General features: G+C 46.5%; 14 protein-coding genes and 1 other annotated feature. Of the genes, 2 read left to right on the top strand and 12 right to left on the bottom strand.

What is annotated here, in order from left to right; translation table 11 throughout:
- Positions 1-16: 16 nt before the first annotated feature.
- From opp3C to KNO71_RS07395, 3 genes are all read right to left on the bottom strand, one after another.
- Positions 17-1,042 (bottom strand): oligopeptide ABC transporter permease, encoded by a 1,026-nt coding sequence (opp3C, locus tag KNO71_RS07405; protein ID WP_078146603.1) that lies wholly within the window; start codon positions 1,040-1,042, stop codon positions 17-19.
- Positions 1,042-1,968 (bottom strand): oligopeptide ABC transporter permease, encoded by a 927-nt coding sequence (opp3b, locus tag KNO71_RS07400; RefSeq protein ID WP_078146602.1) that lies wholly within the window; start codon positions 1,966-1,968, stop codon positions 1,042-1,044. Before opp3b ends, opp3C begins: the two co-directional genes overlap by 1 nt.
- Positions 1,969-2,274: 306 nt before the next feature.
- Positions 2,275-3,894: a peptide ABC transporter substrate-binding protein gene (locus KNO71_RS07395; protein WP_214687856.1), complete on the bottom strand. Its 1,620-nt coding sequence runs from the start codon at positions 3,892-3,894 to the stop codon at positions 2,275-2,277.
- Positions 3,895-4,163: 269 nt separating this feature from the next.
- Between KNO71_RS07395 and KNO71_RS07390 the strand changes: the two genes are divergently transcribed.
- Together KNO71_RS07390 and trpS are read left to right on the top strand one after the other, a co-directional pair.
- Positions 4,164-4,532, top strand: coding sequence for a DUF3899 domain-containing protein (locus tag KNO71_RS07390; protein ID WP_147536800.1), 369 nt, complete (start codon positions 4,164-4,166; stop codon positions 4,530-4,532).
- Positions 4,533-4,562: 30 nt separating this feature from the next.
- Positions 4,563-4,771 (top strand) — a binding site (T-box leader).
- 50 nt (positions 4,772-4,821) lie between these two features.
- Entirely contained in the window at positions 4,822-5,823 is a 1,002-nt protein-coding gene (gene trpS, locus KNO71_RS07385) for a tryptophan--tRNA ligase (protein ID WP_214684582.1), read from the top strand.
- Positions 5,824-5,926: 103 nt separating this feature from the next.
- Here trpS and KNO71_RS07380 read toward each other — a convergent pair whose 3' ends face one another.
- From KNO71_RS07380 to mltG, 9 genes are all read right to left on the bottom strand, one after another.
- Positions 5,927-7,585, bottom strand: a complete 1,659-nt coding sequence (locus tag KNO71_RS07380) for a peptide ABC transporter substrate-binding protein (RefSeq protein ID WP_214687854.1) — start codon at positions 7,583-7,585, stop codon at positions 5,927-5,929.
- A 202-nt stretch (positions 7,586-7,787) separates the two neighbouring features.
- Positions 7,788-9,320 (bottom strand): peptide ABC transporter substrate-binding protein, encoded by a 1,533-nt coding sequence (locus KNO71_RS07375; protein WP_214687852.1) that lies wholly within the window; start codon positions 9,318-9,320, stop codon positions 7,788-7,790.
- Positions 9,321-9,386: 66 nt separating this feature from the next.
- Positions 9,387-10,619 carry a beta-ketoacyl-ACP synthase II gene (fabF, locus tag KNO71_RS07370; protein WP_214684585.1) on the bottom strand — a complete coding sequence of 411 codons (1,233 nt, stop codon included), beginning with the start codon at positions 10,617-10,619 and terminating at the stop codon, positions 9,387-9,389.
- Positions 10,616-11,575, bottom strand: a complete 960-nt coding sequence (locus KNO71_RS07365; protein ID WP_214684586.1) for a beta-ketoacyl-ACP synthase III — start codon at positions 11,573-11,575, stop codon at positions 10,616-10,618. The genes fabF and KNO71_RS07365 overlap by 4 nt, the downstream gene beginning before the upstream one ends.
- A gap of 85 nt (positions 11,576-11,660) precedes the next feature.
- Entirely contained in the window at positions 11,661-12,362 is a 702-nt protein-coding gene (gene mtnN / locus KNO71_RS07360; RefSeq protein WP_015881203.1) for a 5'-methylthioadenosine/S-adenosylhomocysteine nucleosidase, read from the bottom strand.
- Between the two features lie 54 nt (positions 12,363-12,416).
- Complete coding sequence (greA, locus tag KNO71_RS07355; protein ID WP_015881202.1) at positions 12,417-12,890, bottom strand: transcription elongation factor GreA; 474 nt, start codon at positions 12,888-12,890, stop codon at positions 12,417-12,419.
- Positions 12,891-12,957: 67 nt separating this feature from the next.
- Positions 12,958-13,593 carry a uridine kinase gene (gene udk / locus KNO71_RS07350; RefSeq protein WP_015881201.1) on the bottom strand — a complete coding sequence of 212 codons (636 nt, stop codon included), beginning with the start codon at positions 13,591-13,593 and terminating at the stop codon, positions 12,958-12,960.
- Between the two features lie 16 nt (positions 13,594-13,609).
- Complete coding sequence (locus KNO71_RS07345; RefSeq protein WP_015881200.1) at positions 13,610-14,251, bottom strand: O-methyltransferase; 642 nt, start codon at positions 14,249-14,251, stop codon at positions 13,610-13,612.
- Positions 14,252-14,313: 62 nt separating this feature from the next.
- Positions 14,314-15,456 carry an endolytic transglycosylase MltG gene (gene mltG, locus KNO71_RS07340; protein WP_078146595.1) on the bottom strand — a complete coding sequence of 381 codons (1,143 nt, stop codon included), beginning with the start codon at positions 15,454-15,456 and terminating at the stop codon, positions 14,314-14,316.
- Positions 15,457-15,522 lie beyond the last annotated feature (66 nt).

Here is a 15,522-nt window from a genome sequence, read left to right as displayed (position 1 = left end):
TCCCCCTCTTTCTTTTTTATTTACGCATTTTCGGATCGAACGCATCACGCAAACCGTCAGCAAGCAAGTTGAAGCTGACCATAAGCAAGACGATGATGACAGACGGGATAATAAGAAGGAACGGGAATGTCCGTAGTTCTTTGTATCCATCGTTGATCAACGTACCAAGTGATGCCTGTGGTGGTTGAAGCCCGATTCCGATAAAGCTGAGGAATGCCTCGAAGAAAATAGCAGATGGAATCGTGAACATGAGTGTGATGATAATAGCACCCAATGTGTTCGGAATTAAATGTTTGAAAATCAAGCGTCCACTTGAAGCACCGAGTGTACGAGCTGCCAAGACGAACTCTTGGTTTTTGAGTTTAAGAATCTGCCCTCGAACGAGTCGACTCATCCCAATCCAACCGGTGATGGCCATGGCAAGGATGATGGTGAAGACACCTGGATCAAAGATCAAGATGAACAAGATGATCAAAATCAAGTTAGGTACACCTGTCAAGATTTCAACAATACGTTGCATGATGTTATCCGTACGTCCACCGAAGTAAGCTGAAATACCACCGTACGCAACTCCAATGATTGTATCGATGATGGCTGCGACTAAACCGATGAAGAGGGAGATTCGTGTCCCTTCCCAAATCCGCGACCAAAGATCACGACCGAGATAATCGGTACCAAACCAGAAGTTTTCTTCTACATTCTTCTGTTCGTAGAAGTCGATTTCACGACCTCCAAGTGTTGCCAACCCATCAAATCCAGCCCATTCAAGTCCAGTGACTTTAGGCGGTAGTTTTGCTTGCGAGATGTTCTGTTCGTATGCATCTCGGCTTGAGAGCATCGGTCCAAACAAAGCGAGTGCGACGAGAATTAAAATAATCGAGAGCGAGATGATAGCCGCCTTGTTTTTCTTTAGGCGCATCCATGCATCTTGCCAAAAGTTCAAACTTTTTCCGGCAATCCGCTCACCAAGCTGTTCATTCATTTCAACTGGTGTGAACATGTCTTGGTCGAACTGTTCGTAATTCTTTTTGTTTTCAATCATCAGTTATTCCCCCCAAGACGAATACGTGGGTCCACAACCCCATAGAGCAAGTCGACAAGTAAAATGATAATAATGAAGAGGGCCGAGAAGAAGAGTGTCGTGCCCATGATGACAGAGTAATCATTCAACGTGATTGACGTAACGAACAATTCTCCAAGACCAGGTACTGCGAAAATTTTCTCGATAACGAATGTACCCGTTAAAAGTCCAGCTGTCATCGGTCCAAGAATCGTGATCGCTGGAATCATCGCGTTGCGTACCATGTGTTTCCATACGATGGCGTTACCCGTCAACCCTTTCGCTTTCGCGAGCGTGACATAGTCTTGTCCGGTTACTTCTAACATCTCGGTTCGGACGAAACGGGCAATTGATGCCGTAACCCCGAGCGATAACGAGATGGTTGGTAAAATCGTATGAGCTGGTGATTCCCAGAATGCTACCGGGAGCAACTGTAATTTAACTCCAACATAGTACTGAAGGAGGGCTGCAAAGACGAACGATGGGACGGAAATCCCGATTACCGATACGAACATTGCACCATAGTCAATTGCCGTATTGTGACGAATCGCCGCAACAACACCCAACAATACACCTAATAGAGTTCCAAGTACTAATGCCTGAACCCCTAATTGTGCCGATGGACCGATACGTTCCATAATCAACTCAGTTACTGGACGGTTAGCCGTACGGAACGATACGCCAAGGTCACCTTGTAGCATGTTTCCAATGTACGTCGCATAGCGGACCGGAAGCGGATCATTGAGTCCGTAGCGGTCATTCAACAATTGAATTTGTGATTCTGTCAGTTTTTCCTGGTTCTGATAAGGCGAACCTGGGAGCAGGTCCATCAGGAAGAACGTGAACGTGGCAATCAAGAAGAACGTGATGAGGCCGTAAGTCAGCCGTTGTAGGATATAACGTCCCATGAATAAAAACCCCCTGTTTTGTCTAATTCTTTCTACTACTTGCACCAACAGCATCACTATGACATATGACCTATTTTTCAAATTCACAAAATGAAAGGAATTTTCTGAAAGAATAGCTTATACGTCATCTCAAGGCTCTTAGTACAGCGACTGAAAATAAAGAAAATTCTTTTCAGAGATTATTCTGAATTTTCACTGTTACTACATTATACTTTACCAACAAAACATTTGAACAGTATTTTCTCATACTTCGCTAGAATTTTTTAGAAAATTGGGGACATGCGGTTAGCATGCCCCCTCCTTCCATTACTTAATATCAACGTATTTGTACTGGTAATCAGCACCAAATAATTGACGGTTGAAGTTCTCGACGTTTGGACGGATCAAGTATGCCACACCAGCTTGGTAGATAGGCATGATTGCTTGATCTTGTTCAATCAAGAGAGCTTCAGCTTCTTTGAACAAGTCGTAACGTGCATCGATGCTTGTTTCAGCAGATGCCTCATCAATCAACTTGTCATACTCAGATGACGAGTAGTTGATGTCGTTTTGTCCATTGTCTGAAGTGAAGATACCAAGGTTCGTAAGCGGATCTTGGTAGTCAGGTCCCCAAAGTGCGAATGACATTTGGTAGTCCCCTTTTGCTTCACGCTCAAGTTTGTTGTTGAAAGGTTGTTGTGCGATCTCAACCGTTACGTTCGGCAAATTCGACTCGATTTGACCTTTCATGTACTCAGAGATTTGTTTCGATACTTCACTGTCGAACGAGAGGAGTTCGATTGTTGTTGCTTCTCCACCGGTTACTTCTTCCCAAAGCGAAGCAGCTTCTTCAGTGTTTGTTTTGAAGTATTCCACGCCTTCTGTATAATCCGTTCCGTCTTCATACTTGATGAAGTCTTTCGGGATGAATGATGTCGTTGCTACTGAACCGTTGTTCAAGAGCTGATCGATAATCCCTGATGGATCAACCGCACGTGCGATTGCTTTACGTGCATTTACATCAGAGAAAAGTTCATCTTCATGGTTAAACTTGAAGTAACCAATTGCAGAACGAAGACCTGTGTTGTAATCTTCATCTTCTTGGAATGCTGCGACTTGCTCTGATGCGAGACCAGCATAGTCGACATCGCCCGCTTCATACAAGTTGACGACTGTAGATGTTTCTTTAACAACTTTCACATCAACTGAGTCGAGAGCAACATTTTCTGCATCCCAATATGATTCATTTTTCGTTAAGACATAGCCTTGTTCACGATCCCATTTAGTCCATGTGAACGGTCCGTTATAAAGAAGGTTTTCAGGACCAGTCGTGAAGTCTTCACCTTTTTCTGTAGCGAATGCTTCGTTGATCGGAGTGAATGTACCGAACGAAGTAAGTGAAAGGAATGATGGGTCTGGACGCTCGAGTGTAACTTCGAGTGTCTTCTCATCGATTGCTTTAACACCGAGCTCTTCTTTAGGTGTGTCACCAGTGTTGATTGCTTCAGCGTTTTTAATTGTGTTCATGATGTATGCGTACTGTGAGCCTGTTGCAGGATCGACAGCTCGCTGCCAAGCATAAACGAAGTCATTTGCTGTGACCGGTTCCCCGTTTGACCATTCAGCATCACGAAGTTTGAACGTGTAAACCGTTTCGTCTTCGTTTATTTCTGGTTCGCCTTCAGCAAGTGCCGGTACGGCATTACCATCTTTATCAAGACGGTAAAGACCCTCCATTGTGTTGGCGATCAAGTTGAATGCGACCGCGTCTGTAGCAAGAGCCGGATCGGCTGTTGTGATATCTGACGTATCCGTCAAACGAAGAACTTTCTCTCCGTTTGAAGAAGAACCGCCGCCATCAGAGTCTCCGCCTGTCGAACAAGCTGCGAGAACTGAACCGAGTGCCAAGATGATTGTCATCATGAGCAAAATCGATTTTTTCTTCATTGCGATTTCCCCTTTCATTTTGAAAAGCTAGCCAATCGTCGAATAAACATCTTACTTTTTCTTTAATTTTCTGAATATTTCATAAAGTATTCGACGAAAGAACGTTAGGGCTATTGTAAGAAATTTTTAATATAACTGTCAACTATTGAATGAACCGCTATCATTCGACATCATTTTCTTACTCGCTTTATGCCCTACGTTCCTAGTATCATAGAAGAAACACGGAATGTTGACACATTTCTTTTATCGATTGAAAGGAGATTACATCGTTGAAAAAGTTTCGAAATATATTGTTTGTTTGGGGAATTATCACACTTCTCTATACCGTTTGGTCGATTTTTTCCTATTTCCGAAGTGAATCTTTCACGTTTCACTTAAGTGGTGGCTTATTTGTATCAGGTATACTCATCTTTGCCATCGGGATGTTCTCCCATATGAGTGCAACGGGTCTATTTGACGGAATCATGTACGGATTTAAGCGTAATCGACGTGCAAAGTTGAAGGAAATTGATGCCGATTACGAAGAGGATGAGGAAGAAGATCCAGAAGATCGGCAACTTCGTAAACAATCGGCTTGGAACTGGGTATATGTCGGAGTTGGAAGTATCGCTCTCTCATTTCTCGTCGCTTTGATTTAATTGAATCCTGTGCTAAACTAAATGCAGAATAAGAACACTTGGATGAAGACAAGTAATTCAATTCCCCTTTTCCTCAGAGAGTCTACGGTGCTGTGAGTAGATGAAAAGTTATTGAATGAATGGACTTCGGAGTGGCTCGCCTGAACAAAAAGTATGGCGAGACGGTTCACGCCCGTTAACGCGTTCAAGTGGCATAGTATATGCAAATTTGGGTGGCACCGCGGTTATTCGTCCCGATTTATTCGGGAGGACGACTGCGGTTTTTTATATTTTTCGGAGGTGTATACACATGGCAACGATTTTTTCAGGAATCAAACCGACCGGCGTCGTGACGCTCGGGAACTACCTTGGCGCGATGAAACAATTCGTCGACCTACAAGACGACAACAATGCCTATTATTGTATCGTCGATTTACATTCAATTACTGTTCAACTCGACCGTGTCGAGCTCATGAACAACACGCGAAAATTAGCAGCACTTTATCTCGCGTCCGGTCTCGACCCGGAGAAAGCGACGATTTTCGTACAGTCTGAAGTAAAAGCACACGCTCAACTCGGTTGGATGTTAACTTGTATCGCCGGCATGGGCGAGCTCGGTCGTATGACGCAGTATAAAGACAAGTCGCAAGGCAGCGAGAATGTAGGCGCAGGGTTGTTCGTCTACCCGACGCTCATGGCTTCTGATATTTTGTTATACAATACGGAACTCGTTCCAGTCGGAGACGACCAAAAGCAACACATCGAACTTACTCGTGACTTGGCGGAACGCTTTAACAAACGTTATTACGAGACATTCACGATGCCGGAACCACTCATTCAAAAAGAAGGCGCACGGATCATGTCTCTCACGAATCCCGTGAAGAAGATGTCGAAATCGGATTCGAATGCCAAAGGATATATCTCGATGCTCGACGAGCCGAATGTCATCCGCAAGAAAATCAAGAGTGCCGTCACAGATTCGAGTGGTGTCATCTCATTTGATCGGGAGAATAAACCGGGGATTTCGAACTTGTTAGAAATTTACTCGCTTTCGACAGGGACCCCAATCGATGATCTCGTCAAACAATATGAGAACTCGAACTATGGGACGTTCAAACAAGATGTGGCGGAAGCGGTTGTTGCTCTACTTGAACCAATTCAAGCTCGTTATCACGAATTGCTCGACTCTCCAGAACTCGATGAAATTCTTGATGCCGGTCGTGCGAAAGCTGAAGCCGTCGCGAACAAGAATCTCGCAAAAATCGAGAAAGCGATGGGTCTCAGTCGCAAGCGTGCCAAAGTGAAAAAATAAATGATGTTAAAAAGAACGCTCAGCTGAGCGTTCTTTTTAACATCAAATATCTACATAAAAAAGAGAGACAGGCGTCCCTGTCTCTCTTCGTAAGATGATTTGATTATTCTTTGCCTTCGATTGAAGCCCACTTGTAAGAGTAGTCCGCACCGAATGCGTGCTCAACGATTCCTTTAACATAAGGCTTCGTGAGGCGAGCTGATCCACGTTGGTAAACTGGCGAGATTGCGTTCTCTTCAAGAACGATTTTCTCTGCATCTTGCAATTGCTTCCAACGCTCAGCTGGGTCTGTGCTTGCTTTCGCATCAGCAATGAGTTTATCGAACTCTTCGTTCGACCATTTACCACGGTTGTATGGTCCGTCTGTGACGAAGAGATCAACGAATGTCATTGGATCTTGATAGTCAGGGCCCCAACCAGCGAACGTAAACTCGAAGTCCCCTTTGTTTTCGAGGTCAAGTTTGTTGTTGAATGGTTGTTGCTTGATTGAAACGCTCATACCTGGAAGGTTCTTCTCAAGTTCACCTTTGATGAACTCACCGATTTGCTTCGCAGACTCTGAGTCGTAGTTGAGAAGTTCAAGTTCAACTTTGTCTGTTCCGAGCTCTTTGAGCCCTTCTTCCCAAAGTTTTTGTGCTTCTTCTACGTTGTAGCCACCGATGTCGCCATTGCCTTCACGGAAGTCTTTTCCGTCTGGACCTGTTACGAAGTCTTTTGGTACGAAGAAGTTTGCAGGGATTGAACCGTTCGCAAGAAGTGTTTCTGAGATCGCTGTTTTGTCATAAGCGCGGTCAATCGCGTTACGGATTTTTTGGTTGTCGAGTTCTTTCACTTTCGTGTTGAACTGGAGGTAGAAGATTGTTGGTTCAACGACAGTTGAGAAGTCTTCGTTGTCTTGGTATTGAGCAACGAGTTCAGAAGTCAAGCCTGTACGGTCCACGTCACCGTTTTCATACAAGTTAACACCTGTTGAAACTTCTTTAACGACTTTAACGTTGATTTCTTCAAGTTTAACTGTGTCAGCATCCCAATAGTCTTCGTTCTTGACCATCTTCCAGCCTTGCTCGCGCTCCCAGCTGTCGAGTTTGAACGGTCCGTTGTAGAGAGTCGTCTCTGCAGATGTACCGAAGTTTTCGCCTTGCTCTTTATCGAATGACTCGAGTTTTGGCATGAATACGCCGAAGCTAGTCAATCCGAGGAAGTAGTCAGCTGGTGCTGTCAATTTAACTTCAAGTGTTTGATCGTCGATTGCTTTAACGCCTACAGCATCGCGCTCGCCTTCACCTGTGTTGTACGCTTCTGCGCCTTCGATGATTGACATAACGTATGCATATTGTGATGCGTTATCTGGGTTGAGTACTTCTTTCCAAGCGTATTCGAAGTCGTTCGCTGTGACAGGCTCCCCGTTTGACCAAGTCGCGCCTTCACGGATTTTGAACGTGTACGTTTTCCCGTCCTCTGAAACTTTGTGGTCTTCAGCCATACCCGGAGTCGGGTTGTCTTCTTCGTCCATACGGTAGAGACCTTCGTTAACGTTGTTTAAGACGTTGAACGATACAGCATCTGTTGCGAGTGTCGGGTTAAGTGAAGGAATATCTGAACCGTCGAGCAAGTTGAGGACTTGCGCTTCGTCTGCAGAACCTTCCGAACCTGATCCATTTGAAGACCCTGTTTCTTCTTCCCCTGTCGAACATGCAGCTAGGAATGCACTAGATAGAAGTGTAACCGATGATGCTAAAGCAAAACCTTTTTTCTTATTCATTGCGATGACCCCCTGATTTTTTCGTTTTAACGAAGTGAATGATGGTAGAAAATTCAGTCATTTCTTCTGACAGTATTTGTTACCAAAATCCCGTTGATGCAATAATACAATATTCTGATAATTTTGCAAAGTGTTTATTTTGATTTTTCTAAAAAATTTTATCTATAGTCAAAAAGCCCGCCTACAGTGGCGGGCTTTTAGCTCAATTTTCGTATTTTTTCGCAAAGGTTAGGACATATGAAGGACCGATGACCGGAAAACCGATATGGTCATAACCTTTCTCGATCACATAAGAACGTCCAGCTTGATAGATTGGCATAACAACAGCCTCTTCTAACAGCTGTGCCTCCGCTTCTCGGAAAATCTCATTTCGTTCTTCCAACCGATCTGTTGAGCGAGCCTGATCCATCAATTGATCATACGATTCGCTGGCATATCGACTCGAATTGAGGACATCGTTTGTTTCAAATTGAGTCAAATAGGCGGATAACATCGGATAGTCCGGTTGCCAGCCTGATAGAGAAAACGCATAATCCCCTGAGACTTCTTTCCTAACTTTTTCTCCTAAGGGGAGCTCGATAATGTTAACGGTCAAACCATCCAACTGTTCCAAATTCTTCTTTAATTTTGCGGAGATTTGACGCGCTTCGTCATCGACAAAGCTGAGCAGCTCGATTTCGATTTCATCTTTCTTCAGCCGTTTCTTCACGGTATCAAACAATTGGTCGGCGTTTCCTTCCAATTGTGCGATCGCAGCTTTTTGGTCGATGACGAGTAATCGTTCTGTCGTCTGTTCTGCTCGTGCGAGTGAATCCTCGATTTCCGTCCGATCAAGCGTTAATGCGATGGCTTGTCGAAACGCTACATCATTAAACGGCGCTTTTTCAACATTCGGCTTCAAATAAAAGACTCCGCTCCGTGGAACGTCCCGTACAGTCAATCCTTCTTGATCAATCGTGGAGACGTCAAAATCGTATGGGACGGGTTGCATCCCTGTCGCTTCCGTCAAGTTCGCTTCACTATTAATGGTAATCGTTTCAAGCGTGACCTGTTCAGCTTCTCGGTACGTTTCATTTTTATGTAACGAGATGGTCGTATCTTCGATTGCCTTGATTTTAAATGGACCGTTTGTCTCTAGCTCATCCCATTCTTTCACCTTTGGTTGAGGTAAAAATGCGGGCATCGCTAAAATTTGTTCGAACCCTTCCATCGGACGGACAAGAGTCAGCTCGAGCGTCCGGTCATCAATTGCCTTGACCCCTAGCGTATCCGGTTCTTGTTGACCAAGCCCGATTTCTTTTGCAGATTGAACATCTGCGAGTAAGAAGCTGAACGGTGAATTCGTATCAACGTCCACGAGTTTTTGGAAGTGATCGACGAATGTTTGCGCGTCAATCGCATTCCCTTCTGTCGTCACACTCTCTTTTAATGTGAATGTATAGACCGTTCCATCTTCGGATCGCTCTAACTTCTCAACGAGCGCTGGTTCGATGGACCCGTCTGCTCCGAATCGATACAGGCCTTCATAGAGATGGGACAGGATTGTTTGAGATGACGGATCGATTGCTAGCATGACATCCGGCTGAGTCGGAAGTGACTCCCCGTAAATCGTCAATTGTTGTTCTTCTACTGGTACTAGTTTGCGTGACTGCTCTCGTTGTTCGTTCCAAATAAATAAAAAAAGGATAAGGACTGAACCTAACAAGGCGGCCACGATGAATGATTTCTTTTTCATTCGTTGCACTCCTTTCTGTTAGACCAACCCTTATACCCTAACCTTTTTTGTGTGTTTTTTCTACCGTCAGTTCATCACTTTTGCAAATGCGAGTGTCGCATTGTGGCCCCCGAAGCCGAGTGAGTTACTGAGTGCATAACGAATGTCAAGTTCCCGATTTCCTTCACGTACATAATCCAAATCACAATCTGCTGCTGGTGATTCGCAGTTAATCGTTGGATGAATCTTGCCTTCGTGAATCGATAATGCTGTGATGACGGCCTCGACGCCACCTGCACCACCAAGAAGGTGACCGATCATCGATTTTGACGAGTTGACGGCGAGCTTATCAGCGTGTTCCCCGAACACACGACGAATCGCTTTCGTCTCGAGCATATCGTTGAGTGGTGTACTCGTTCCGTGCGCGTTAATGTATTGAACATCTTCTGGCGTGATTCCGGCGTCTCGAATCGCCTCACTCATCGCTTTCGAACCGCCCTCAGCTTCAGGGGATGGTGCTGTGATATGGTAAGCATCCGAACTCATCCCATATCCAACAACTTCAGCGTACATTTTCGCACCACGTGCTTTTGCATGTTCATACTCCTCTAAGACGAGCACCCCGGCTCCTTCACCCATGACGAATCCGTCACGGTTTTCATCGAACGGACGGCACGCCGTGTTCGGGTCTGGATTCGTTGAAAGGGCTTTGTTTGAACAAAAACCTGCGAACGAGAGTGGTGTGATTGGCGCTTCCGCTCCACCTGCGAACATGGCGATCGCATCTCCACGTTGAATGACACGGAACGCTTCCCCAATGGAGTTCGTCCCTGACGCACAAGCCGTCACGGAACAGTTGCTCGGTCCTTTTGCTCCAAGATAGATGGATACTTGTCCGCTCGCCATGTTCGGAATCATCATCGGAATGAAGAACGGGCTGACGCGACGTGGTCCACGGTCATGAAGGATGGCCGACTGTTTGTCAATCGTCTCGACGCCACCAATCCCGCTCCCGATCCAAATCCCGACATCGTCCGCGATGGCTTTCACGTCGAGTCCGCTGTCCTTATGGGCAGCGTCTGCCGCAAGTAAAGAATATTGGATGAAGGAGTCCATCTTACGTGCTTCCTTCGGTTCGACTAAATGATCGATGTTCCATTCCTTCACTTCCGCACCGACCTTGGCCGGATATTGACTGATGTCGATCTTCGTCAACGTATCAATGGCGTTTTCCCCTTTTAAAAGACGGTCCCACATTGTTGAGACATCGTTTCCTAATGGTGATACGACTCCTAATCCTGTCACTACTACTCGTTTCATAAATGATTCCCCTCCGTAATGGTTGCGTGATTCCATGTCAGACAGCTAGCCCCCCAGGTGAGTCCGGCACCAAACCCTGCGATGACGACCGTTTGTCCATCTTGGATTTTGCCAGACTTGACCGCTTCGGCCAAAGCGAGTGGAATGGAAGCTGCTGATGTATTCGCATGGTCTTGAATGGTCATGACCACTTTCTCTTCTTCTAAGTGTAACCGTTCCATCGCAGCGTCGATGATTCGACGGTTCGCCTGGTGTGGAACGAGGACGTCAAGATCTTCCAACGTCTTGTCTGCTTTGTCTAGCGCTTCAAGCACGATTTCGGGCATCTTCCGAACGGCAAACTTGAAGACTTCGCGACCGTTCATGACGATTTTACCTTCTTCATTCTCATACAGATGTTTTCCACCTGTCCCGTCACTTCCGAGCACAAGTGAGTCAATTGAAGCGATCTCGTCTTCCCCGAGCACGACAGCCCCTGCTCCGTCCCCGAAGAGGACAGCAGTCGATCGGTCATCCCAATCAATTAGACTTCCCATCTTCTCTGCGCCAATGACGAGCGTCTTTTTCAATCCTTTTGAATCCATGAGACTCTTCGCCGTGTCCATCGCGAAGATGAAACCGCTACATGCCGCGCTCACATCGAAGGCGACAGCGGCTTTCGCTCCGAGATTCGCCTGCACCACACATGCGGTTGCCGGGAAGGCTGGTGCTGTAGCCGTCGCACAGACGATCGCTTCAATCTCATCGATTGCGACGCCCGCGCTCTGTAACGCCCGTTCAGCGGCACGTGTCGCCATATCCGCGACCGTCACATCACCCTCAGCCAAATGACGTGCCTCGATGCCTGTACGTGTACGAATCCACTCATCGCTCGTATCCATTCGTTTTTCTAAATCGATATTTGTCACCCGATTGTCCGGTAAGAACGACCCGATGCCGATGATTCCAATATTCATATCGTCGACCCCTATTCTTAGTATCTGGTACTAATATAAGGGAATAAAAAGAGGATGTCAATGCATCCTCCTCGTGTAGACTGGATTAAGCTTGTTCTAAACGCTTCGTGACAGCCATGACCATCTTCGCAGAATTGATCGATGCTGTCTCCAAGAACTCATCAAACGACAGATTCGCTTCTTCGTCCGCACTGTCTGAAATCGAGCGTGTGACGACGAACGGGACACCAAACTGATAGCACGTTTGGGCGATCGGAGCAGCCTCCATTTCGACGGCTGCGACGCCATCGAAATGACCGAGGATGTCCGCCACGCGTTTCGAATCGTTGATGAACGAATCTCCTGTCACGATCAATCCCTGGTGCACGTTCACGTCCGGCAAGTTTTCAATGACATCTTTACAGACGCTGACGAGCTTGGCATCCGCCTCATACGCCGGCGGCATGCCTGGTACTTGTCCATATTCATATCCGAATGCCGTCACGTCGACATCGTGATGACGAACTTCCGTCGAGACGACGACGTCTCCGACTTTCATTCCCTTTTTAAAACCGCCGGCAGAACCCGTATTGATGACGACGTCCGGTTTGAACTTATCAATCAAAAGTGTCGTGCCGATGGCTGCATTGACCTTCCCGATGCCTGACTTCAAGATGACAACTTGCATGTTTCCAAGATAGCCCTCATAAAAATGATAGTTTGCGATTTCAGTGTCTACTCGTTCTGTCAACTCGTTCCGAAGTAAATTCACTTCTTCTTCCATCGCGCCGATGATGCCTACTTTCATTCCGTTTCCTCCTCAGAAAGAGAGCGACTTCCGAATAGGAGGTCGCTCAACAATTTATTTGATTTCTTTAATTTCGACGACCATGTCGCCACCTGGTGTTTGCACCGTGACCACATCACCAATCGTACGACCAAGAAGTGCCTTGGCGATCGGTGATTCGTTCGAGATTTTCCCTGTGAACGGGTCTGCCTCAGCTCCACCAACGATTGTATACGTCTCGTCTTCATTATCTTCTTGGATGAAGAACGTTACCGTCTTCCCGATTGAGACAACCGAGTTATCGCCTGCATCATCTTGAATGATGACCGCGTTACGGAGCATCTCTTCTAATTGTGCGATGCGTCCTTCGACCATCGCTTGTTCTTCTTTCGCCGCGTCATATTCCGCGTTCTCTGACAAGTCACCGAAGTCACGAGCAATCTTAATATTTTCAACGACTTCTTTACGGCGGACCGTCTTCAGTTCGTTTAATTCATGTTCGATTTTCGCTTTTCCGTCTAACGTCATATAGTGTTGTTTTTCAGCCATTTCTGTCACTCCTTCATTGTCTCCTAGTATATTACAGCTAGGGTTGAATTGAAAACGATTTATTTGCTCACGCGCGATTGCGCTCAGTGAGCACCCAACGGATTTTCGTCACGAGTAAATCGATCGCGACAAAGTTTTCTCCGCCTTCAGGAACGATGATATCTGCATACCGTTTTGTTGGTTCACAGAACTGCAAATGCATCGGGCGGACGACATTCGTGTACTGCGCCACGACCGAGTCGATTGAACGTCCACGTTCATTCAAATCACGCTGCATGCGACGCAAGATTCGAACGTCCGCATCTGTATCCACGAACACTTTGATATCCATCAGATCTCGTAAACGCGCATCTTCGAGTGCCAAGATCCCTTCGACGATGACGACATCGACGGGCTCGATCAAGATGGTTTCACTTGAACGCGTGTGAGCCGCATAGTCATAGACCGGCTTCTCAATCGCCTGATGTTGTTGTAACTGTTGGATATGTTCAATCAACAAATCGTTATCAAAGGCGAAGGGGTGGTCGTAGTTCGTCTTGTATCGCTCCTCCATGGTCATCTCTGATTGATCCTTATAGTACGCGTCTTGCTCGATCATGACGACCGATTGACCTTGAAACGCATCGACGAGCGCGCGGGCCACGGTCGTTTTTCCTGATCCGGTACCCCCGGCCACGCCAATAATGACGGGTTTATGTTGCATCAAAGTTAAGTCCTCCTCATCGTAATTTACGACTGATTGCTAGGCCATCACCAAGGGGCAAAATTGCAGTATGATAATCGGTCCGTGCCATCAATTGCTCAGTAAACTGCTTCACGAGACGAACGAGCCGGCGTCGGCGTCGGTCTAAGACCGACACGTCCTCTAGCAAGACGTCCCCTCGTAAAAACAAATTATCGCTGTAAATCGTACCACCAATTGGTACTAAAGCGCCATACCCATCAAAAAATTTTTGATATTGTCCTTTTGCCGCATCAATAAACACGGCATCGAATTCACCTTCAATCGATCCAATCAATTCGACGGCATCACCGTGAATGAGCGTAATCCGATCGCGAACATCCGATCGATTGATGAATCCCGTCGCTTCTTCAAAACGACGAGCATTTCGCTCGATTGTGACGATTTCTGCATCTGGTAACAACTCTGCCATGCGAATGGCACTATAGCCGATGGCCGTCCCCACTTCGAGAATTCGGGTCGGTCGTTGCATCGCCAGTAAGGAGAGCAATACTTCCGAACCCGTCAAATCCATGATTGGGACGTGATGGACACGCGCGAACGCCTCCATCTCCGTCAATAGCGGGGAGCGGTCATTGATCAGTTTTTCTACATATCCCTCATAGGATGCATGGTCCACTCGTTCCACCTCTTAACTCTCTTCATTCAAACGACCGGAAGCATCCGCTTCCGGTCGTCCCATCAATTACTGTTTGCTTCTTCAAACGCTTCCCATTCGGAACGGTACTTATTGACGTTTTGTTGGTGATCCTCATAGTCGACCTCGAACAAGACTTCCCCGTTCGGGAACCCTTCACGTGGAGGGCGCGCGTAGAAGTAAATGTTCTCCGTATCGTTCGGGTTGAGCACCGCCTCAAATGCGTCACGGCTCACGGCCGCAATCGGTCCGATCGGAATGCCTTCATAACGATACGTGTTATATAGAGAGTCGTTCTCTAAGTCCGCGAATGAAGTGAAAATCGATGTTTCCCCCGTTCCGTACCAGACGGTCGGGTCAGATTGTAACTTCATTCCGTCATTTAAGCGATTCTCAAACACACCGGCAATCTCTTTGCGGTCTTCCGTTGACACCGCCTCTTTCTCGACAACGGATGCGAGCGCGAGCGTCTCATGGAACGTACGTCCTGAATCGGCTAAACGATCTTTGTATTCTTGATACATACTTTCGGTTGGCAGTAACATCTCATCGATGATTTCATTGAGCGTTACGCCTTTATTGAATTCATATGTGGCTGGGAACAGGTATCCTTCAAGCGGATGATAGATGCCTTCCTGCAAGACTTCCTCCGTCAACATTTCATGCTCGTTTACGAGAGATTGAATGTATTCACGGTCGCTCAACTGCTCAGAAATCTCTTCTTTCGGGATTTCGGCCACTTTCGCAAGTCGCGCAATCACCTGGTCAATCGTGAATCCTTCTGGAATGACGAGCTTAATATCAGGGACCACAATGACTTTACCTGTTTGCAACGTTTCAATCAATTCATCGATTGATTGTGACGGAGATAACGTATACGTCCCCGCCTGGAACGACGATTCGTTCTTAAAGCGTGTATAGAAACGGAAAATCGTGCTACTCCTTACAAGCCCATTCTCTTCTAGTAATTCACCAATGTATCCCGAACCGGCACCGAGCGGGACTTCAATCTCGACCGTTTCAGTCGAAGTTGGGTCAATCGGTTCGATTGAACGCTTCACAAAGACATATGCGAGCGCCGACCCTGTGGCAATGACGAGAAGGAAGATGGCCAGGATGACAACCGTGATACGACGGACGATCCGGTTGCGGGCACGTTTCTCATCTGACATAGATGGATGATTCATGCATTTCTCCCCTGTTCTTTTTATAAAGAGAGGCGACGAGGGACATTCCCTAGCCGCCCGTCCTCT

Origin of the sequence: Exiguobacterium sp. s163 (assembly GCF_018617135.1) — a bacterium.
GTDB lineage: Bacteria > Bacillota > Bacilli > Exiguobacteriales > Exiguobacteriaceae > Exiguobacterium > Exiguobacterium profundum.
This window is presented reverse-complemented; position numbering and strand designations above follow the sequence as displayed.

What these genes read in the sequence shown, in the direction of transcription:
- opp3C (WP_078146603.1), bottom strand. Translation starts at nt 1,042, where the DNA reads ATGATTGAAAACAAAAAGAATTACGAACAGTTCGACCAAGACATGTTC.
- opp3b (WP_078146602.1), bottom strand. Translation starts at nt 1,968, where the DNA reads ATGGGACGTTATATCCTACAACGGCTGACTTACGGCCTCATCACGTTC.
- KNO71_RS07395 (WP_214687856.1), bottom strand. Translation starts at nt 3,894, where the DNA reads ATGAAGAAAAAATCGATTTTGCTCATGATGACAATCATCTTGGCACTC.
- trpS (WP_214684582.1), top strand. Translation starts at nt 4,822, where the DNA reads ATGGCAACGATTTTTTCAGGAATCAAACCGACCGGCGTCGTGACGCTC.
- KNO71_RS07380 (WP_214687854.1), bottom strand. Translation starts at nt 7,585, where the DNA reads ATGAATAAGAAAAAAGGTTTTGCTTTAGCATCATCGGTTACACTTCTA.
- KNO71_RS07375 (WP_214687852.1), bottom strand. Translation starts at nt 9,320, where the DNA reads ATGAAAAAGAAATCATTCATCGTGGCCGCCTTGTTAGGTTCAGTCCTT.
- fabF (WP_214684585.1), bottom strand. Translation starts at nt 10,619, where the DNA reads ATGAAACGAGTAGTAGTGACAGGATTAGGAGTCGTATCACCATTAGGA.
- KNO71_RS07365 (WP_214684586.1), bottom strand. Translation starts at nt 11,575, where the DNA reads ATGAATATTGGAATCATCGGCATCGGGTCGTTCTTACCGGACAATCGG.
- mtnN (WP_015881203.1), bottom strand. Translation starts at nt 12,362, where the DNA reads ATGAAAGTAGGCATCATCGGCGCGATGGAAGAAGAAGTGAATTTACTT.
- greA (WP_015881202.1), bottom strand. Translation starts at nt 12,890, where the DNA reads ATGGCTGAAAAACAACACTATATGACGTTAGACGGAAAAGCGAAAATC.
- udk (WP_015881201.1), bottom strand. Translation starts at nt 13,593, where the DNA reads ATGCAACATAAACCCGTCATTATTGGCGTGGCCGGGGGTACCGGATCA.
- mltG (WP_078146595.1), bottom strand. Translation starts at nt 15,456, where the DNA reads ATGAATCATCCATCTATGTCAGATGAGAAACGTGCCCGCAACCGGATC.